This is a genomic window from Neptunomonas qingdaonensis, assembly GCF_900113275.1.
Taxonomy (GTDB): Bacteria; Pseudomonadota; Gammaproteobacteria; order Pseudomonadales; family Balneatricaceae; genus Neptunomonas; species Neptunomonas qingdaonensis.
In genome coordinates, this window is the sequence record NZ_FOOU01000007.1 from 1 (window position 1) to 19,243 (window position 19,243).

Sequence of the window (19,243 nt, forward strand, 5' to 3'; positions counted from 1 at the left end):
GCTGAATGAAGTAGGCATCACCGTAAAAGATAAAGTTACTAGCGCTTGTTAACACAGACAAACACAAAAGATACCAACCAAAAACATTCATCAAATCCTCGTTGTGACAGTTTACGCTTGGCGACCATAGCGAAATGGAACCACCTGATCCCATCCCGAACTCAGCAGTGAAACGTTTTAGCGCCGATGGTAGTGTGGGGTTTCCCCATGTGAGAGTAGGTCATTGCCAAGCACCTATTAGAGAAACCCCGATCACGCTGTGATCGGGGTTTTTTTATGCCTGTGAGAGATGAAAAGAATCTCAATGCTCTATTCTAAACGGAGAGGCTGTTTAGTTGTTTTTTGTTACGGACAAACTAATTCATTAAAAATGACGAATCATGCTTCTTTAGTTTTTTATATTGGTGTTAAATACCCCTTTAATAACATTTTATATTTGAGTTGCTATGTATTCTGAAGAAGATATACGTCGTTTATTGTGGCAAAGTCGTCGAGGCATGCTTGAGCTTGACCTCCTGTTTGAACCGTTTGTTAAAGAAGCGTTTCGGGACTTACCGGAGGATGATCAGGATCGTTTTGTGAATCTTTTGGCTTGCGAAGATCAGGATATTTTTCTCTGGGTAATGGAGAGGGAAATACCGCAAGATCCCGACTTACATAAAATAGTACGAATTATTTTAGATCGTGTTCAGCCCTCTTGATATAACCATCAGGCCTTCGCGCTATTTTCGGGCTTTTTATTTCAGTTGCCTGATAATAGCTTTTTGTGCCGGGCTCTATTCTAATATTTCGCTTATTTTCTTGTTGTTTTTGGGGGCGCTGCTGCTTGTCCTGGTTTGCCTTCCCTTCGACAAGCCTGAAGTAATACGTTTGATCTGGGATTTAGACAGGCAGTCAATGAAGTTGTTACGCGCAGATGGAAGTTGGCACGATGGTTTGATGATCGAAAAGATACATTTACTGCCTTATTTATTTGCCTTCAGAGTAATCACGAAGTCCGGGGAAAGAATCTCAATAGCGATTTTTCCTGATTCGGTTTCGCATGAGGGGTTAAGGCGATTGAAAGTAGCGCTGAAGTTGGGAAAAATGGCCTTGGTGTCTAAGGCCATTCGAAGTTAATGGGAGTTAGTATCGTATCGCGAGGTTCCGGTCCCTGGCCTGGGTAATCAAGTGTGTAATGTAGCCCTCGGCTCTCCTTGCGAAGCGCTGCTGAACGAATGATCAGGTCTGAGACTAATGCTAAATTACGTAGTTCCAACAAATCTTTACTGATCTTATAGTTTGAGTAGTACTCGGTAATTTCTTGTTGCAATAGATCGACTCTATGTTTTGCTCTGCGCAAACGTTTGTTGGTTCTGACAATACCAACATAGTCCCACATAAAGCGTCTTAGCTCATCCCAGTTGTGCGAAATAATCACATCTTCATCTGAGTCCGTTACCTGAGACTCGTCCCAATCAGGGATGTAGGCGGTGTCTAAGCTTTCATCGAGTCGGCTGCGAATATCATTGGCCGCTGATTCGGCAAAGACAAGACACTCCAGAAGTGAGTTTGAGGCAAGCCTGTTGGCGCCATGCAGGCCCGTGAAAGAGGTTTCACCAATAGCGTAAAGTCCGTTTAAATCCGAATGTCCTTGTTGGTCCGTCATAACGCCGCCGCAAGTGTAGTGCGCAGCGGGTACAACAGGAATAGGATCTTTTGAGATATCTATTCCTAGTTTGGAGCAGCGCTCGTAAATAGTAGGAAAGTGCTCAAGGATAAAACTTTTCGGCTTGTGAGAAATATCAAGATACAGGCAGTCGCTTCCCAGGCGTTTCATTTCATGGTCAATAGCGCGGGCCACAATGTCTCTGGGGGCCAGCTCACCGCGCTTATCAAATTTATCCATAAAGCGTGTCCCGTCAGGCAGGAGTAATTTACCTCCTTCGCCCCGAACTGCCTCAGTAATGAGAAATGATTTTGCTTGAGGGTGGTAGAGGCAGGTGGGATGGAATTGGTTGAACTCCATATTAGCCACACGGCAGCCTGACCGCCAGGCCATGGCGATACCATCGCCGCTGGCACCATCAGAATTACTGGTGTAAAGGTACGCTTTTGACGCTCCGCCAGTTGCTAAAACAACAAACTTTGCTTTTAAAACGTTGACATGACCTGTTGAAGAATCAAAAACGTAAGCACCCAGGCAGCGATTATTGGCGCGCTTCAGTTTGCGTCTGGTGATAAGGTCTACGGCGGTACAGTGTTCAAAAAGATGGATGGAGTCGTGCTCTTTTGCGCGAGTTATCAAAGTCTCTTGCACGGCTCTGCCGGTTGCATCAGCGGCATGGATGATGCGTCGATGCGAATGTCCCCCTTCCTGCGTCAGATGGTAACGTTTACCATCGCGGCTAAAAGGTACACCTTGTTCGATGAGCCATTCGATGGATTGTCGTCCATTTTTTACGGTGAACTCGACAGCATCATTGTGGCTTAAGTGAGCACCGGCGGTAAGTGTATCTGAGACATGATCTTGTATTAGATCGGTTTCATCAAGCACCGCGGCTATGCCGCCTTGAGCAAGCCAGGTCGAGCCGCTTGTCAGACTGCCTTTGCTGAGTACTGCTATTTTTGCAGAATCTGCCAGGCGTAGTGCCAGAGAAAGCCCGGCTGCCCCGCTACCAATGATAAGGATATCAAATTCTTGTTGCATGCTAGTACATCAATTCCGTTGTGTCGGGCGTCTATTATGCCGTTTTCTCTATAATAACGTCATGTATTTTATCCGAATTTGATAGTGAACTATTTTTTCTATGCCGAGTCATATTCATAGTTTGTAAAAAGCTGAGGGTTGCATTTAAGTAGAATCCGGTTACATACTGCGCTGTTTATAGTATCCGTTGTTTTCGGGTAGGTTTTTGTTCTTATTGGTGATAAGGATTAGTGGTGTCGAGTGAGAACCAGACGGATATCGACCAACAGTTGGTAGAGAGGGTTCAGGCCGGGGATAAGCGTGCTTTTGATCTTCTTGTTGGTAAGTATCAGCACAAAATTATTGGTTTAGTCGGTCGTTATGTATATGACCACCATGAAGCAATGGATATTGCACAGGAGGCTTTTATAAAAGCTTATCGTGCATTGCCGCGTTTCAGGGGGGACAGTGCCTTTTATACATGGCTTTACAGAATTGCTATCAATACAGCTAAAAATCATCTGGTATCGAGAAGCAGAAGGACGCCGGATGTGGATGTGGATGTGGCGGATGCGGAATATTTTGATGGCGGAGACGAATTAAGGGAACTTGAGAACCCAGAAAATAGTCTATTTAGAGACGAGTTAGAATTAGTTGTCAAAAAAGCGCTGGATCAGCTTCCACAGGATTTACGCTCGGCACTGACCTTGCGTGAATTTGATGGAATGAGCTATGAAGATATCGCGTTAGTTATGGACTGTCCTGTGGGAACAGTTCGTTCGCGGATTTTCAGAGCCAGAGAGGCGATTGATAAACAAATAGCACCGCTGATGGAGTGATGCTTTTTGGTATTTAAGTTGATATTTAACATGAAGGTCCAATGATGAGGTGTATTTATGAGCGATGAGTCTAACGAGTCGCTTTCCGCGTCCCTTTCGGCGGCGATGGATGGTGAGGTTTCATCTTTTGAACTACGCCGGGTGCTTGCGCGTATTCAGGATAAAGAAGGCCTTGATTGTGAGCAGTCTCTTGATAAATGGCAACGTTACCACCTTGCTCAACAAGCTATTCATGGTGAAGGCATTAGCCAACAGGCAATGAATACAAATCTGGTTTCCAGAGTAAGTGCGGCGCTAGAGGGCGAAAAAGATCAGCCGGCTGTTCAGTCACCGGTTGCTGAAACGCTCGATAATAGCGAGCAGCATGCATGGTGGAAGCCAGTGGTCAGTATGGCCATGGCGGCTTCTGTGACCGCTATCGTAATCCTCGGCGGCCAGCAGTTTATAAACAATGATGCAGCAGTTGACGGCTCTTTCAGGCAGGCTTATACCATTCCGAGTGTTCAGAGTTCGAAGGATTTTGTGCGTGCGCAGTACAGTAGTAATTACGCTGCGCCAAATAAAAGCGTTTCTGGTAGCTCCGGTGAGCCGGAAGTTATCCGTCTGTCACAAGGATTAAATCGTTACATTGAACAGCATCGACACTTGCTGAGTTCTAGTCAGCCTGCATGGCAAACTGATTGGTTGCCTGAGGGATACCAGCAGGTCCGTCATGAAGTCATGCCACATGCCGAAGTGATGGTATTCAGTAATGGTAAGCACTCCGTTTCAATCAGTATTGAGCCTTTAGGGCGTCAAAGTGTTCCTTCAGGCGTAGTGCAATCAAATAATATCGTGGCTGTTGGGCGTGCAACAGAGAATGGTTTCGTTACTGTGGTCGGAGATGTTCCTTTGATGATCGCTGATCGTATAGCGGCTTCCGTGAAATCAGTTCGTTAATTATGATTGAAGAGTATGCAACGGTAGTCAGTGTTGTCGACGGGCGAGTGCTAATAGAATCTGAACGAAGCTCTGCATGTGGGCAGTGCCAGGCAAAGCAAAGTTGCGGACAAAAAGCTATTTCAGAGTGGGCTGCATCTAAGATGACGCAGTTAGAAATTGACAATCCGGCCAGCATTTTAGTGAAAACGGGCGATAGGGTTGTTGTCGGTATCGATGAAGGAAGTTTTTTAAAAGTATCAGCTCTGATGTATTTGTTACCGCTGTTGTTGATGGTTTTGCTGGGTGGCTTGGCTGAATATCTTGAATATGCTGAAGTCACTATCATACTGACATCTTTCGTTGGTCTTTTAGTTGGCTTCTTAGGCGTGAAGTTGTGGGGTCAACGGCTGGATAATCGCTCCCAATTTAACCCTGTATTGCTCAGGATTTCTTAAATAGTGAAGGGATAGTTAAATCATGAAACGTTTTGTGATTGCATCTTTTTTGTTGCTGTCGGTAGTCGCGTCGTCTGTAAAGGCTGAGCTGCCCGATTTTAAAAGTCTGGTCAAAAAAGCAGCACCTGCTGTTGTTAATATCAGTACGATACAGAAGAAAAGCAGGCAGTCGCTGCCTGGGTTTGATTTTAAAGGGCCTAATGGAGAAGAGATACCTGAGATTTTCAGGCATTTTTTTCGGTTTCCTGATCAGGATCAATCGCCTGATGCTCCCTCCCAGAAGGCTCCTCAATCACTAGGATCTGGTTTTATTATTAGTACGGATGGTTACATTCTTACTAACCATCATGTGATCAAAGGCGCGGATCAGGTTTTAGTGCGTTTAAATGATCGTCGCGAATTAGACGCGGAGGTTGTTGGCTCTGATGAACGCTCAGATGTTGCTCTTTTGAAAATCGATGCCAGGGATCTGCCTGTTGTGAAGTTTGGTGACTCGTCGACGCTAGAGGCGGGTGAGTGGGTGTTGGCGATAGGGTCGCCATTTGGATTCGATCATACGGTGACGGCGGGGATAGTCAGTGCAACAGGCCGGGCGTTGGAAAACGAAACCTATGTTCCATTTATTCAGACAGATGTCGCTATCAACCCTGGTAATTCCGGTGGTCCGCTATTTAATCTGGAAGGGGAAGTGGTAGGCATTAACTCACAGATATATACGCGCTCTGGTGGTTTTATGGGGTTGTCTTTTGCTATCCCTATTGATGTAGCGATGAATGTATCCAGACAGTTAAAGTCAGATGGTTTTGTGACACGCGGTTGGTTGGGTGTTGTTATCCAGGAGGTTAATAAGGATTTAGCTGAATCTTTTGGACTAGATAAGCCAGCAGGCGCTCTGGTGGCCAAGGTGCTTCCAGATAGCCCTGCTGAAAATGCTGGTTTGCAGGACGGTGATATCATTCTGAAATTTGATGGTCAGCGCATTAATCTTTCTTCAGATCTGCCGCATCAGGTGGGACGAGTTGTGCCGGGTAGTAGTGTTGAGCTTGATATCGTCCGCGGCGGCAAAAATAGAAAAATAGCAGTAAAAATCGGTACGTTAGCGGATGGGGAGCGGACAGAAAAGGCTTCTCATGGTATTTCTCCTGAGCCAGAGGGTAATCGCCTCAATGTTGTTGTTTCTGAATTAACAGATCAACAAAAAGATAAGTGGAATCTTCGTAACGGTGTTGTTATTGAAAAAGTATTAGCAGGTGCTGGTGCGAATGCTGGCTTAGTGGCCGGTGATGTTATCACCATGCTGAATGGCAAGCGTGTTGAATCAATTAAGCAGTTTATCAGTTTGGTTAATGATTTGCCGGCGGGTCGTTCAGTGCCTTTGCGGATCGTACGTCGTGGCAGCCCATTGTTTATTCCGCTTAAATTGGGTAGTTAATTTGTAAAGTCTTCAATTGTTTAAAAACACCCCCGTTTGGGGTGTTTTTGTATCTGGCTGTTATGCTGTTATTCGACCAGCGAGATAGCCGAAAGCCTATAAATACGTTAAACTTGCGCCTTTTTCGTAAGCTTCGCCAATCGCTTCAAGTGCCTGAGAATCAAATATTGTGAGTAAGATCGAGCATATCCGCAATTTTTCCATTATTGCCCATATTGACCATGGTAAATCCACACTGGCTGATCGTTTTATTCAGACGTGTGGCGGTCTTTCATCACGTGAAATGGCGGCTCAAGTCCTTGATTCCATGGATCTGGAAAGAGAGCGTGGCATTACCATTAAAGCCCAGAGTGTGACATTGGATTACACGGCAAAGGATGGGAAAACTTATCAGCTGAATTTTATCGATACCCCAGGGCATGTGGATTTTTCGTACGAGGTGTCACGATCGCTGGCAGCATGCGAGGGGGCGTTGCTGGTTGTTGATGCCGCTCAGGGGGTTGAAGCGCAATCGGTAGCGAACTGCTATACGGCTTTAGAACAAGGGCTGGAAGTGCTTCCGGTGCTCAATAAAATGGACCTGCCGCAGGCAGAGCCTGAACGCGTTCGTCATGAGATTGAAGAGGTTATTGGCATAGATGCAACCCATGCAATCTCTTGTTCGGCTAAAAGCGGTATGGGCATAGATGATGTGCTGGAAGCACTAGTCCAGACCATCCCTGCTCCTGAAGGCGATATTGATGCTCCGCTGCAGGCGTTAATTATTGACTCGTGGTTTGATAATTATCTGGGTGTGGTTTCCCTGGTTCGTGTCAAAAACGGAACATTACGCAAAAAAGATAAAATTCTCATGAAATCAACCGGGCAAACTCAGTTGGTTGATTCCGTAGGTATATTTACGCCGAAAAGAACTGAAACCGGCATTCTTAAAGCCGGTGAGGTTGGCTATGTCGTCGCCGGTATTAAGGACATTCATGGAGCACCGGTCGGGGACACGATTACCCACGCTAAAACACCTGATGTGGCTGTGCTTCCAGGGTTTAAAAAAGTACAGCCGCAAGTGTATGCGGGACTTTTTCCTACCAGCTCTGATGACTATGAAGATTTCCGCGATGCACTGGATAAGTTAACCTTAAACGATGCTTCGTTGTTTTTTGAACCAGAAACGTCTGATGCACTGGGCTTTGGCTTTCGCTGTGGCTTTCTGGGTATGCTTCATATGGAGATCATTCAAGAACGACTCGAACGTGAATATGATCTTGACCTGATTACCACTGCGCCAACAGTAATTTATGAAATATTATTGAATACCGATGAAGTTATTCATATTGATAGCCCTTCAAAGTTACCGGATCCTGCACGTGTTAAAGAGATGCGTGAACCAATTGTTCAGGCCAACATACTCGTACCCAACACCTACCTTGGACAGGTGATTGGCTTGTGTGTTGAGAAGCGCGGAGTGCAGAAAAATATGCAGTTCGTTGGGCAGCAAGTACAGGTGACTTACGAGTTGCCGATGGCAGAGGTTGTACTGGACTTTTTTGACCGTCTCAAATCAGTAAGCCGCGGCTATGCATCACTTGAATATAATTTTGTTCGTTTTGAGCCGGCCTCATTAGTCCGTATGGATGTATTGATTAATAGCGAAAAAGTGGATGCTTTAGCGCTTATCTTACACAAGGATAACGCGCAATTTCGTGGCCGTGCTTTATGTGAAAAAATGAAAGAGCTGATTCCCCGGCAAATGTTTGACGTGGCTATTCAAGCGGCTTTGGGTGGGAAAATTATTGCCCGAACTTCGGTTAAAGCATTACGTAAAAACGTTATCGCAAAATGTTACGGTGGCGATGTAAGTCGTAAGAAAAAGCTATTGCAGAAGCAGAAAGAAGGTAAAAAGCGTATGAAACGGGTCGGTAGTGTCGATATTCCGCAGGAAGCTTTCCTGGCCGTTTTGAAAATGGATAGTTAAGGAAAAACGATGAATTTTGATTTTGCATTTGTCTTGGTATTGGCTACGTTTGTCACTGGGGTTGCATGGTTAGCTGATACGCTCCTGTTTGCTGAAGGGCGAAAGGAGGTTTTGCTGGCGGCAGAACAATCCGCCGATGGTCAACTTCCGGAGGAGGTAAAAGAAAAAATCACCAGAATGTCATGGTGGGCTGATTTTTCACAGTCAATGTTCCCGGTTCTTGCTGTAGTGCTGGTCGTCAGGTCTTTTTTGGTAGAGCCATTCCAGATACCTTCGGGGTCTATGTTGCCTACCTTGCAAATAGGTGATTTTATTCTGGTGAATAAATATCACTACGGATTGCGCTTGCCAGTATTGAACTCTAAAGTCGTTCCGTTTAATGATCCTGAGCGCGGCGATGTAGTGGTATTCAAATACCCGAATGATCCTGCCGTAAACTATATTAAGCGTGTAGTGGGTTTGCCCGGTGATGTGATTCGCTATCAGGATAAAATAATTTATGTGAATGGCGAGCCTCAGATGCAGGACTTGCTGGCAAAATTACCACCAAGAAGTCCACAGACATTACTTTATAACGAAAAGTTGGGCGAAGTTGCTCACGAAATCTATAATGATGTACAAGCGCCAAACAGGACTGGTGAATGGACAGTGCCTGAGGGGCAGTATTTTGTGATGGGTGATAACCGCGATAACAGTAATGACAGCCGTTATTGGGGGTTTGTACCGGATGAGATGTTAGTGGGTAAGGCTTTTGCCGTCTGGATGCACTGGCCAAGCTTCTTTAGCATTCCTGATGTTACCGCCATGCGATCTATTAATTAATCCCAGAACACGTTGGTGAGAATAATGGCTAGACATGAAAGAGGTGCATCGTTCTTCAGTATGTTAATAGTGCTGATGATGGCAGGAAGCTTGTTGGCAACAGCATTTAAAATATATCAGCCCTATCTTGATCATATGGCGGTTAAATCTGTGCTTGAAAATATCACAGTTGACTATGACGAGTTACGCAAACCATTGGCTACGATCAGAACTGATATCAATCAGCGTTTGTATATTAATCAGGTGAGCTTGCCGAATCCGGAAGCGTTGAGCATCATTGATGACAAAGGATTGCTGAAGTTTGACCTGAAGTATGAAGTTCGGCTTCCGATGTTTTTCAATGTCGATGCTGTTATAAAATTTGCAGAATATTATGAAGCAGTAAGACCTTGATTAAATCTATACCTGAACTGACACGTCGCCTCGGTTACTCATTTAATGAACCCGCTTATTGTGAGTTAGCACTGACACACAGAAGCTGTGGAAAAAGCAATAATGAGCGTCTGGAGTTTCTTGGCGACTCGATTGTTAATTTCGTTATAGCGGACGATCTTTTTCAACGCTTTCCTAAAGCAAGAGAAGGGCAGTTAAGTCGTTTGCGGGCCAGTATGGTTAAAGGGGAGACACTTGCCGAAATCGCGCGTGAGTTAAAGCTCGGTGATTATCTTCGGCTTGGCCCAGGTGAATTAAAAAGTGGTGGCTTTCGCCGCGACTCGATATTAGCTGATGCTGTTGAAGCGTTAATCGGTGCCATTTATCTGGACAGTAATCTTGAAGTGGTTAGAGGCTTTATTTTAGGCTGGTTTGAAGAACGACTTACTAACCTTGATATTGATGAAGCATTAAAAGATTCAAAAACTCGCTTACAGGAATATCTCCAATCGCGCCGTTTTCCTTTGCCCGATTATGAATTGGTCAGGGTGGAGGGTGAAGCACATGCACAAACATTTTATATCACTTGCCGTATACAGCCATTGGATCAGCCCACTGAAGGGGTTGGAAATAGCCGTCGCCAGGCTGAACAGGAAGCTGCTAAGCAAGCGCTTCTTCAAGTAGAAGAGGTGAAAAAATGAGCGAAGATATGCAAAGCTGGATTCAACCTGAAAATTCAGAAGGTGATGAGCAACGCTGTGGTTTTGTTGCGATCGTTGGACGCCCTAATATGGGTAAATCAACATTGATGAATTTCATGTTAGGGCAGAAACTCAGTATTACTTCGAAAAAGCCACAAACAACCCGCCATCAGATACTGGGCATTAAGACAGTGGATGATCTGCAGATTATGTTTGTGGATACTCCTGGGTTACATAAAGAACAAAATAAAGCACTGAACCGTTACATGAACAAGGCCGCATCGGAAGCATTACGCGGTGTGGATCTGGTTCTTTTTCTTGTCGATAGAACCGCCTGGACTGAAGAAGACCAGATTGTTCTTGAAAAAGTTCAGCACGCCAAATGTCCGGTAATTCTGGTCGTTAATAAAGTCGATCAATTGGCTGATAAGTCATCGTTATTGCCGCAGCTTGGCATTCTTGCAGAAAAAATGAATTTTGCCGATATTATTCCTATCTCTGCTAAGAGCGGAAGGAATGTAGACAAGCTGGAAGAGATTATCTGCAGCTACATGCCTGAAGGTGTGCATCATTACCCGGAAGATCAGCTAACCAATCGAAGTTCGCGTTTTATGGTAGCGGAAATCGTACGTGAAAAGTTGATGCGCAATGTCGGTGACGAAGTGCCCTATGGTGCAGCCGTTGAGATAGAAGAGTTTGTACATGACGGAAGGTTGTTAACCATTAGCGCACTAATTTTGGTAGAACGAGAAGGCCAGAAGAAGATTATTATTGGAGACAAAGGCGACCGCATGAAAACGATTGGACGGGATGCTCGTTTAGATATTGAGGCTTTGTTTGATTGTAAAGTAATGCTGAAGCTCTGGGTAAAAGTTCGCCGTGGCTGGGCCGATGATGAACGTGCCTTGCGCAGTCTCGGCTATGATCATGGCGAATAATGAACTACAAGGTTGACGCGCAAGCGGCCTACGTACTTCATTCCCGTCCCTACCTTGAAACCAGTGCATTAGTCGACTTCTTTACGTTGGAACAAGGGCGAATCAGCGCCGTCGTTAAAGGTTCACGCCGCCCGGGTTCAAAACTGCGGGGCGTGCTGCAGCCTTTCGTTCCATTGCAGATAACCCTGCGAGGTCGCCAGCAGTTAAAAACCCTGACGCAAGCCGAGTCAGTGGGAATGAATGGCATTATGCAAGGCCGAGCGCTGATGTGCGGTATGTATGTCAATGAGATGATGCAGCGGCTGCTTTCTCCTTTCGATCCTCACCCTCATTTATACGTCTATTATCAGTATGTGCTGAATGAATTAATCTCAGGACTGGATATAGAAGGTGCATTGCGTACCTTTGAACATCGATTACTGGCGGAAACAGGTTATGGATTACCAATGGATTCGATTTCAGAACTGGGACTCTATCTGTTTGACGTGGATCATTGGCGGTTCAGAAAGGTTACGCTTGTTGCTGATGCAGATCGGAGTCGCTGTTTTCATGGTAAAGATCTTCTAGCTATCGAGCAGGATTGCTATGATACGCCTGAAACACGTCAGTCAGCTAAACGACTCATGCGTCTTGCGATTGATCATCTACTTGCTGGTCGGCCATTGAATAGCCGTTCACTCTTTCAGAAACAATGAGGAATACACCGTGGTTGAGCCAAGCCGCTTATTATTAGGCATTAATATTGATCATGTTGCGACACTGCGTCAGGCGCGAGGTACACGGTATCCGGATACTGTTTTAGCGGCCGCATTGGCAGAAGAGGCTGGTGCAGATGGGATTACGGTGCATTTGCGTGAAGATAGAAGACATATCCAGGATCGTGATATCTACATGCTGAAAGAAACACTGCAAACACGTATGAACTTTGAAATGGCAGTCACTGAAGAGATGATCGGCCTCGCTTCTGAGGTGAAGCCAAGGCATTGCTGTTTAGTGCCTGAAAAACGCGAAGAACTCACCACCGAAGGGGGATTGGATGTTGTCGGGCAGCTGGAAAAGATCAGGTCAGCTGCACAACGTCTTGCTGCTCACGGTATTGAAGTGTCGCTTTTCATCGATCCGGATAACGCCCAGATAGATGCGACACTTGCCTGTGGCGCACCTGTCATTGAGCTGCATACGGGGGCCTATGCTGATGCTGAGACACCCGCCGAACAAAAAAATGAGCTGCAGCGTATCCAGAAAGCAGCTGCGTATGCCTTTGAGAAGGGGTTGATTGTTAATGCGGGTCATGGATTGCATTATCACAATGTTGAGCAGATTGCTGAAATCCCGCAGCTAAATGAACTGAATATTGGTCATGGTATTATTGCCCGGGCCGTTTTTGTTGGGTTGAAAGAGGCGGTTGCTGAAATGAAACAGCTCATGACAATTGCACAAACACGGGTTCAATCACAGCGAGATGCCCTGACGCGATGATTCATGGGATTGGGACTGATATCCTTCAGCTTGAGCGTGCATGTGCAGCGCTTAAGCGAACCCCTGGCTTGGCCAAGCGTGTCTTAACGCTGGCTGAGTTGGAGTTCTATGAGAAAAGCGCTCAACCTGAGCGCTTTTTTGCTAAGCGTTTTGCCGCAAAAGAGGCTGTTGTGAAGGCTCTGGGTACAGGTATTGGGCGTGGTGTCAGCTGGCAGCATATAGCCATCAGCAATAATGAACTGGGAAAGCCTGAGGTTTTTCTTTCAGGTGGCGCTCAAGCACATGCTCAGCGTCAGGGTATTGATACTGTGCATATCTCTTACAGTGACGAGCGTGATTATGTTGTTGCTTTTGCTATTGCAGAGTCTGTCTGAAGCGGTTCGTTGGAAACCTCGCTAAGTATATCTTTTGCCGGTGCTGCTATATCCAGTAAAGGAGCCGCATCTAACGATCCTGCATCCATCATTGTTGCTACTTGCTGTAATGATGAAAGAATTCTTACCTTTTCAACATCATCTAAATTCCCAAAGCGACTAATAAACTCTTCGTGAAGTAGCGGAGGGGCGGACGCTAATGTCTGTTCTCCTGTGTTCGTCAGACGCGCATTGACGATGCGGCGATCTTTTACACTACGAACACGCTCAACCAGTTGGCGATCTTCAAGGCGGTTAAGGATAGTTGTCACAGTGGCCTGGCTGAGGGATACATCATCAGAGATTCGTTTAACCGTGACATCTCCCAGAATATTGATGGCGCGCAGAACCATGACTTGCGGAATAGTAAGCCCACAGGTTTTCATAATGCGTTTGGATTGCATGTCGGTGGCGCGGATAATGCGCCGCAATGAAATTAAAACTTCCTGCCAGTACAAAGAGCTGCTCATAATAAGTTCAACATAGTTACTCCAAGAAATCTGAACCTTGCGGTATAAAGCAATCAGATGAGTATAATGGGTATTTGATTTGAGATCTAATCATTAGAGGTGTAAGGTATATTATCTTTATGTCAGATTTAGGATGTGGATGCCCATATGAAGCCTATTTTTATAGCAATACCATTGTTGATTGCGAGTTCATTAGCGCAGGCTGATAATAGCTGTGGAAAAGTCACTATTGCAGACATGAACTGGAGCTCTGCCAGTTTAATCGCCAATATTGACCGTTTCATCCTTGAGAAAGGCTATGGTTGTGAAGCCGAGCTTGTGCCTGGCGATACTATGCCGACAGGCACCGCCATGATTGAAAAAGGTGAACCTGATATCGCTCCTGAAATGTGGAGTAACTCAATGAAGGACGCATTGGATAAAGGGGTAGCCGAGAAACGTTTACGTTTCGCGGGTCAATCCCTTTCTGATGGTGGCGAGGAAGGCTTCTGGGTTCCGCAATATATGGTGGATAAGGACCCGAGTCTGGCTACGATTGAGGGTGTAATTAAAAGTGCAGCCATGTTTAAGCATCCGGAAGATCCGGAGAAGTCAGCTTTTTATGGTTGTCCGGCCGGGTGGAACTGCCAGATCTCTTCAGGAAACTTATTTACTGCACTAAAACTTAAAGATAAAGGGTTTGATTTGATTGACCCGGGTTCAGGTGCAGGTTTGTCTGGCTCTATTGCCAAAGCCTATGCACGACAGGAACCATGGTTTGGCTATTATTGGGCACCCACAGCCGTGCTTGGTAAGTATAAAATGGTCAAGGTTGATTTTGGGTCAGGGGTCGATAAAGAAGAGTTTATAAACTGCTCATCGAAAGAAGATTGTCTCGAGCCTAAGGTGACAATGTACCCACCTTCTTTAGTACAAACGCTAACAACAGAGAGCTTTGCTGCTAGATCTCCAGCCGCTTATGAATATTTGTCTAAACGTTCATTTAAAAATGAAAAGATGAACGAGCTACTTGCCTGGATGGAAGATAATCAAGCCGATGGCGATGTGGCAATGGAATATTACCTAACTAATAACAAAGATAATTGGATGACATGGGTTCCTGCAGATGTTGCGGAAAAAGTGCAAAAAGCGCTCGATAACCTGTAATTATGAAAAATCAGGCCAGCTTTTGCTGGCCGTAGCTCCTTTGTTGCATATTTGAGGTACACGCATGGCCGACTCGTCATGGTTAACAAAATTTCCCCAGATGGACCGTGTAGATTTAGTTGAAATTCGTAAAGGGCTGGACTCAGCTTACCGTGACTTTTCCAGAGAGTACGGAGAGGTTATTGAGTCAGTTTTTGATCCTCTGTTGATGTTTCTTGTATGGTTCGAAAAATTACTGCTTACCACGCCTTGGTGGATCATTATTGTTGCTGTCGCCGCACTGGTATATCTCGTGAGCCGTTCATGGAAGTTATCATTGGGTGTCGTCGTCTCGTTCCTTGCCATCGGTTATTTTGGCATGTGGGAAGATACGATGCGAACGCTGAGTATCATTACCGTCTGTACTCTGATGGCGATTGGTTTAGGTATTCCTATTGGTATTGTGATGGCCCGCTCTGATAAAGCGCGTAGCGTTATTACACCGATGCTGGATATTATGCAGACGATGCCAGCTTTCGTATATTTGATACCCGTAGTGATGCTGTTGGGAATCGGGAAAATACCGGGCGTTATCGCGGTTATTATTTATGCAATTCCCCCTGTTATTCGTTTAACCAACCTTGGGATACGTTTAGTTGACTCAGAAGTAATGGAAGCGGCAACCGCTTATGGAGCAAACCCAACTCAGCGCTTGTTTGGTGTTCAGCTACCCTTGGCTATGCCTACTATTATGGCGGGTATTAATCAGACGATTATGATGGCCCTTTCTATGGTCGTTATCGCGTCAATGATTGGTGTTAAAGGATTAGGGCAGCCTGTATTGAAGTCGATTACTAATCAATATTTCACCTTAGGTTTGTTTAATGGTCTGGCAATTGTTGCGCTTGCTATTATTTTTGACCGTGTTTCACAAGCTTATGCAAAACGAACCCAACGACATATGCAGGGTATAGAAAATGCCTGAACCACTAATTAAGATTGAAGGTCTTTATAAACTCTTTGGGAATAAGCCTGCATCAGTTATGCCGCTGGTTCATGAAGGGCGCTCAAAAGACGATATTCTTGCTGAAACCGGACATACGTTAGGCCTGAAAGACATTAATTTAACGATTAATAAAGGCGAAATTTTCGTTATCATGGGTTTGTCAGGTTCTGGGAAGTCGACCCTAATCCGTCACTTTAACCGCTTGATTGATCCGACCGAAGGCGTCATCAAAGTCGACAATATTGACGTGATGAAACTCTCTTCTAAAGAGCTGGAACAGTTCAGACGGCATAAGATGTCGATGGTGTTTCAGCGCTTTGGGTTGATGCCACATCGTACTGTGCTTGAAAATGTGGGTTATGGTCTTTCCATTCAAGGAAAGAGCAAGGCAGAGTGGACTGCTAAGGCGACTGAATGGCTTGAAACCGTCGGTCTGGCTGGATATGAAGCTCAATATCCCGCGCAACTATCGGGCGGTCAGCAACAGAGAGTAGGATTGGCGCGAGCCTTGTGTACTGATGCTGAAATTTTGTTAATGGATGAAGCATTCTCGGCATTAGATCCGTTGATTCGTAGCGAAATGCAGGATCAGCTGATTGAACTTCAGGATAAATTACATAAAACTATTATTTTCATTACTCACGATCTGGATGAAGCGCTCAGATTAGGTGATCGTATTGCTATTTTGAAAGATGGTGAGATGGTTCAGCAAGGTACGCCAGACGATATTCTTCTTAACCCCGCTACCGATTATGTTGAGGCGTTCGTTAAAGATGTCAATCGCGCCAGAGCCTTGACCGTAGAAACCGTTATGAAACCGCCTTCACGACGTATTACCGCAGATACCATTGCCGAAGCACTTGTGCAGATGAAAGCGATTAAAGGCGATTATGGCTATTATGTAAATGCTGATGGATATCAGGGCGTGGTCACTCAGGATGCTCTGGAAGCATGCAGTGATGATTCTCAGAAAATGAGTAATAAAGTCTGGGAAGATATGCCCGGTATTTCACCCGATGCCATGCTGGAGAGTGTGATTCCCGAGACGCTTGAAGGGAAGTACCCTCTTCCGGTTGTTGATGAGGATGGAAACCTGAAAGGGGAATTGTCGCGTAGTAATCTTGCTGGAGTGCTGGGTGGTGGAAGCGCGGAAAATGATGCAGGTAAAAAAAGCGTTATAGAGGCGAAGCAGTAAGTATAAAATAGTCTGCCCTGTAAGAGCTCAATAGGGCAGATTTTCTTTCTATTACAATGTGATTGATATCGAGAGTAAACTAGCTCTATCAAGCATTGGAGAGAAACATGGATAAGCTAGAAACCTTGCGTTGTGAAGCCTGTCAGGCCAGAGCTCCGTTGGTTACCCCGGATGAGTTGAAAGCGCTTATGTTACAAATCCCTGAATGGAAACTCAAAACGCGTGATAATATTATGCAGCTTGAACGCGTCTATCGTTTTAATGACTTTGTTGAAGCGATGGTTTTCACTCAAAAAGTAGGTGAGCTTGCGGAAATTGAAGACCATCACCCCGCTATTCTGACAGAGTGGGGAAAGGTGACAGTCACTTGGTGGACTCACAAAATTAAAGGGTTACATCGCAATGATCTGATCTGCGCTGCAAAAACAGATCTACTCAACCACAAATAAGTGCTTCTTCGGGCGATGCTGCCTGCAAATATATCAGCCAAACAGCTAAGGATAATTAATGTCACTTCCCGGGAAAGAGATTCATTGCGGCTACGATGAATTTGGTGTCATTCGGGTGCTGGATGATGGCAATAAACGTTACCTATCTTTTGGTGATGTTGATGAGCAAAGCTGTTGGCTTAAAAGTGAACCACATATCCCACAACATGAGTATGTGCGTACCATGTTGCTGGTGTTGCTATTTTGTGAACCTAAGCGCTGCATCACTTTGGGGTTGGGGGCCGGGAGTTTGACTAGCTGTCTTCACCATCATTTACCTTCATTAAAGCAGGAGGTGGTTGAACTTAGGGCGGGCGTAATCGATGCGGCTTATAAATACTTTCAACTGCCTCGCAGTAAGCGGCTTGTTTTGCATCACCTGGATGCTCAGGATTTTCTGCAAAGCGTCGAAAGTAAAAAAGCAGATATTATTTTTAGTGATATTTACGGTGCCGATGGTCTGGATGAGCAGCAGCTCCAGCCAGACTTTATCCATGAGTGTTACTACCGTTTAAAGCCGGGAGGTTGGTTGGTACTCAACTGCTGGCGCGATCATCAGAGCGAAGCGACATTGGCGATGTTAGGTGAACTGTTTTCTGATATACGAAGCTGTGCTACACAAAGTGGTAACTGGGTTATTTTTGCAGGGACCAGTATTAATAAACAGTCGGCTAAGCAGCTTAAAGCGCAGGCACGAGAACTCAGCCAGCAGTTGGGCTTTTCCTTTAGCCCGTCGTTGAGTAAGTTGAAAAGTCATTTACAGACATAATTTCAACTGTGTTTTTTGCGACGCCTAATTATTTGACTCCTGTTATGACTGGCTTTATTATCCGTTAGTAGAATTTTCCGATATAAGTCATGCCTTTTTTATGCTTTTTCGTTTTGTTAAATGACAGGTTTCGCCATGAATATTGAGTTTCCCACCATTGCCGATTACGTTGGTAAAACGCCATTGGTTCGTTTGCAACGAATTGGCAAAAATGCACGTGGTAATGTAATTCTTTGTAAGCTGGAGGGTAATAACCCTGCCGGTTCAGTTAAAGATCGTCCTGCATTAAGCATGATTGAGCGTGCTGAAAAGCGTGGTGATATAAAACCAGGCGATACACTGATTGAGGCGACATCGGGGAACACTGGTATTGCTCTGGCGATGGCGGCAGCCATTAAAGGTTATAAAATGGTGCTGATCATGCCAGATAACATGAGTATGGAGCGAAAAACAGCAATGACAGCGTATGGCGCTGAGTTGATTTCTGTTACTAAAGCGCAAGGTATGGAATATGCGCGTGATCTGGCGTTGTCGATGCAGGAAAAGGGAGAAGGTACTGTGTTGGACCAGTTCTCCAACAATGATAATCCCGAGGCTCATTATACAGGTACCGGGCCGGAGCTTTGGGAGCAAACGCAGGGGCGTATTACACATTTTGTCAGTTCAATGGGAACCACTGGCACCATTATGGGGACTTCGCGCTTCCTTAAAGAGCAAAACCCTTTGGTTAGCATTGTAGGGCTTCAGCCTGAAGATGGTTCGCAAATTCCGGGTATTCGTCGTTGGTCTAAAGAGTACTTGCCGAGAATTTTTGATGAGACGCGAGTCGATAGCGTATTGGATGTTTCCCAGCAGGCAGCAGAAGTGACTATGCGTGACTTGGCTGCTAAGGAAGGGATTTTCTGCGGGGTATCCTCCGGCGGCGCTGTCGCGGGGGCATTAAGACTCAGTGAGCAGGTAGAAAATGCTGTTATCGTCTGCATTATCTGCGACAGAGGTGACAGGTACTTGTCAACCGGGGTGTTTGACCCCATATAACCTATACTAAGAGAAGCCGCTAAAGCGGCTTTTTTTACAATTGTGTATAGACCGTTTTGTTTTAGCATGGAACTTGCTTGTGATTATAGGTCTTAAGAATAGAATATTCGGCTCTTTGTCGTATGAGAATGACCGTGTGTTAT

Annotated in this window: 22 protein-coding genes and 1 rRNA gene; 21 read left to right on the forward strand and 2 right to left on the reverse strand. The window is 45.3% G+C overall.

The features are described 5' to 3' along the window. The first annotated feature begins 116 nt into the window (after positions 1 to 116). The 3 genes from rrf to BM099_RS20925 all read left to right on the forward strand — a co-directional run bounded on the left by rrf (position 117) and on the right by BM099_RS20925 (position 1,119). A 5S ribosomal RNA gene (rrf, locus tag BM099_RS11250) occupies positions 117 to 232 on the forward strand. Between the two features lie 214 nt (positions 233 to 446). After that, on the forward strand, positions 447 to 701 hold the full coding sequence (locus BM099_RS11255) for an FAD assembly factor SdhE (protein WP_090728136.1): 255 nt from the start codon (positions 447 to 449) through the stop codon (positions 699 to 701). After that, on the forward strand, positions 685 to 1,119 hold the full coding sequence (locus tag BM099_RS20925) for a protein YgfX (protein ID WP_415860150.1): 435 nt from the start codon (positions 685 to 687) through the stop codon (positions 1,117 to 1,119). Before BM099_RS11255 ends, BM099_RS20925 begins: the two co-directional genes overlap by 17 nt. Here the strand turns inward: BM099_RS20925 and nadB are convergent. Next, a complete protein-coding gene (gene nadB, locus BM099_RS11265) occupies positions 1,100 to 2,689 on the reverse strand; it encodes an L-aspartate oxidase (protein WP_090728142.1) in 1,590 nt (529 codons plus the stop codon). The genes BM099_RS20925 and nadB overlap by 20 nt on opposite strands. Positions 2,690 to 2,922: 233 nt before the next feature. Between nadB and rpoE the strand changes: the two genes are divergently transcribed. The 12 genes from rpoE to acpS all read left to right on the forward strand — a co-directional run bounded on the left by rpoE (position 2,923) and on the right by acpS (position 12,970). Further along, positions 2,923 to 3,507 (forward strand): RNA polymerase sigma factor RpoE, encoded by a 585-nt coding sequence (rpoE, locus tag BM099_RS11270; RefSeq protein WP_090728144.1) that lies wholly within the window; start codon positions 2,923 to 2,925, stop codon positions 3,505 to 3,507. A 57-nt stretch (positions 3,508 to 3,564) separates the two neighbouring features. Continuing rightward, a complete protein-coding gene (locus BM099_RS11275) occupies positions 3,565 to 4,446 on the forward strand; it encodes a MucB/RseB C-terminal domain-containing protein (RefSeq protein WP_090728146.1) in 882 nt (293 codons plus the stop codon). Positions 4,447 to 4,448: 2 nt separating this feature from the next. Further along, on the forward strand, positions 4,449 to 4,883 hold the full coding sequence (locus BM099_RS11280) for a SoxR reducing system RseC family protein (RefSeq protein ID WP_090728149.1): 435 nt from the start codon (positions 4,449 to 4,451) through the stop codon (positions 4,881 to 4,883). A gap of 22 nt (positions 4,884 to 4,905) precedes the next feature. Next, positions 4,906 to 6,315, forward strand: coding sequence for a DegQ family serine endoprotease (locus tag BM099_RS11285; protein WP_090728151.1), 1,410 nt, complete (start codon positions 4,906 to 4,908; stop codon positions 6,313 to 6,315). A gap of 169 nt (positions 6,316 to 6,484) precedes the next feature. Further along, positions 6,485 to 8,284: a translation elongation factor 4 gene (gene lepA / locus BM099_RS11290; protein WP_090728153.1), complete on the forward strand. Its 1,800-nt coding sequence runs from the start codon at positions 6,485 to 6,487 to the stop codon at positions 8,282 to 8,284. A 9-nt stretch (positions 8,285 to 8,293) separates the two neighbouring features. Further along, positions 8,294 to 9,106: a signal peptidase I gene (gene lepB / locus BM099_RS11295; RefSeq protein ID WP_090728156.1), complete on the forward strand. Its 813-nt coding sequence runs from the start codon at positions 8,294 to 8,296 to the stop codon at positions 9,104 to 9,106. A 24-nt stretch (positions 9,107 to 9,130) separates the two neighbouring features. Then, entirely contained in the window at positions 9,131 to 9,499 is a 369-nt protein-coding gene (locus tag BM099_RS11300) for a DUF4845 domain-containing protein (RefSeq protein ID WP_090728158.1), read from the forward strand. Beyond that, entirely contained in the window at positions 9,496 to 10,179 is a 684-nt protein-coding gene (rnc, locus tag BM099_RS11305; RefSeq protein ID WP_090728159.1) for a ribonuclease III, read from the forward strand. Before BM099_RS11300 ends, rnc begins: the two co-directional genes overlap by 4 nt. Then, positions 10,176 to 11,117: a GTPase Era gene (gene era, locus BM099_RS11310; RefSeq protein ID WP_090728162.1), complete on the forward strand. Its 942-nt coding sequence runs from the start codon at positions 10,176 to 10,178 to the stop codon at positions 11,115 to 11,117. Before rnc ends, era begins: the two co-directional genes overlap by 4 nt. Continuing rightward, the gene (recO, locus tag BM099_RS11315; RefSeq protein ID WP_090728165.1) at positions 11,117 to 11,812 is read left to right on the forward strand and encodes a DNA repair protein RecO; all 696 of its coding nucleotides are present in this window, start codon (positions 11,117 to 11,119) and stop codon (positions 11,810 to 11,812) included. Before era ends, recO begins: the two co-directional genes overlap by 1 nt. Before the next feature lie 10 nt (positions 11,813 to 11,822). Then, complete coding sequence (pdxJ, locus tag BM099_RS11320) at positions 11,823 to 12,596, forward strand: pyridoxine 5'-phosphate synthase (protein WP_090728168.1); 774 nt, start codon at positions 11,823 to 11,825, stop codon at positions 12,594 to 12,596. Then, entirely contained in the window at positions 12,593 to 12,970 is a 378-nt protein-coding gene (gene acpS / locus BM099_RS11325) for a holo-ACP synthase (RefSeq protein ID WP_090728171.1), read from the forward strand. The genes pdxJ and acpS overlap by 4 nt, the downstream gene beginning before the upstream one ends. Here the strand turns inward: acpS and BM099_RS11330 are convergent. Then, positions 12,934 to 13,479 (reverse strand): MarR family winged helix-turn-helix transcriptional regulator, encoded by a 546-nt coding sequence (locus BM099_RS11330; RefSeq protein ID WP_090728174.1) that lies wholly within the window; start codon positions 13,477 to 13,479, stop codon positions 12,934 to 12,936. The two genes, acpS and BM099_RS11330, sit on opposite strands and share 37 nt — an antisense overlap. A gap of 147 nt (positions 13,480 to 13,626) precedes the next feature. Between BM099_RS11330 and BM099_RS11335 the strand changes: the two genes are divergently transcribed. The 6 genes from BM099_RS11335 (at position 13,627) to cysM (ending at position 19,100) form a co-directional block, all read left to right on the forward strand. Beyond that, positions 13,627 to 14,625: an ABC transporter substrate-binding protein gene (locus BM099_RS11335; RefSeq protein ID WP_090728176.1), complete on the forward strand. Its 999-nt coding sequence runs from the start codon at positions 13,627 to 13,629 to the stop codon at positions 14,623 to 14,625. A gap of 64 nt (positions 14,626 to 14,689) precedes the next feature. Then, positions 14,690 to 15,589, forward strand: coding sequence for an ABC transporter permease (locus tag BM099_RS11340; RefSeq protein WP_090728178.1), 900 nt, complete (start codon positions 14,690 to 14,692; stop codon positions 15,587 to 15,589). Next, a complete protein-coding gene (locus tag BM099_RS11345; RefSeq protein ID WP_090728180.1) occupies positions 15,582 to 16,805 on the forward strand; it encodes a quaternary amine ABC transporter ATP-binding protein in 1,224 nt (407 codons plus the stop codon). The genes BM099_RS11340 and BM099_RS11345 overlap by 8 nt, the downstream gene beginning before the upstream one ends. A 107-nt stretch (positions 16,806 to 16,912) precedes the next feature. After that, positions 16,913 to 17,254, forward strand: a complete 342-nt coding sequence (locus tag BM099_RS11350; RefSeq protein ID WP_090728182.1) for a 4a-hydroxytetrahydrobiopterin dehydratase — start codon at positions 16,913 to 16,915, stop codon at positions 17,252 to 17,254. A 58-nt stretch (positions 17,255 to 17,312) separates the two neighbouring features. Beyond that, complete coding sequence (locus BM099_RS11355; protein WP_090728183.1) at positions 17,313 to 18,062, forward strand: spermidine synthase; 750 nt, start codon at positions 17,313 to 17,315, stop codon at positions 18,060 to 18,062. Between the two features lie 135 nt (positions 18,063 to 18,197). Beyond that, entirely contained in the window at positions 18,198 to 19,100 is a 903-nt protein-coding gene (gene cysM, locus BM099_RS11360) for a cysteine synthase CysM (protein WP_090728184.1), read from the forward strand. The last annotated feature ends 143 nt before the right edge of the window (positions 19,101 to 19,243 follow it).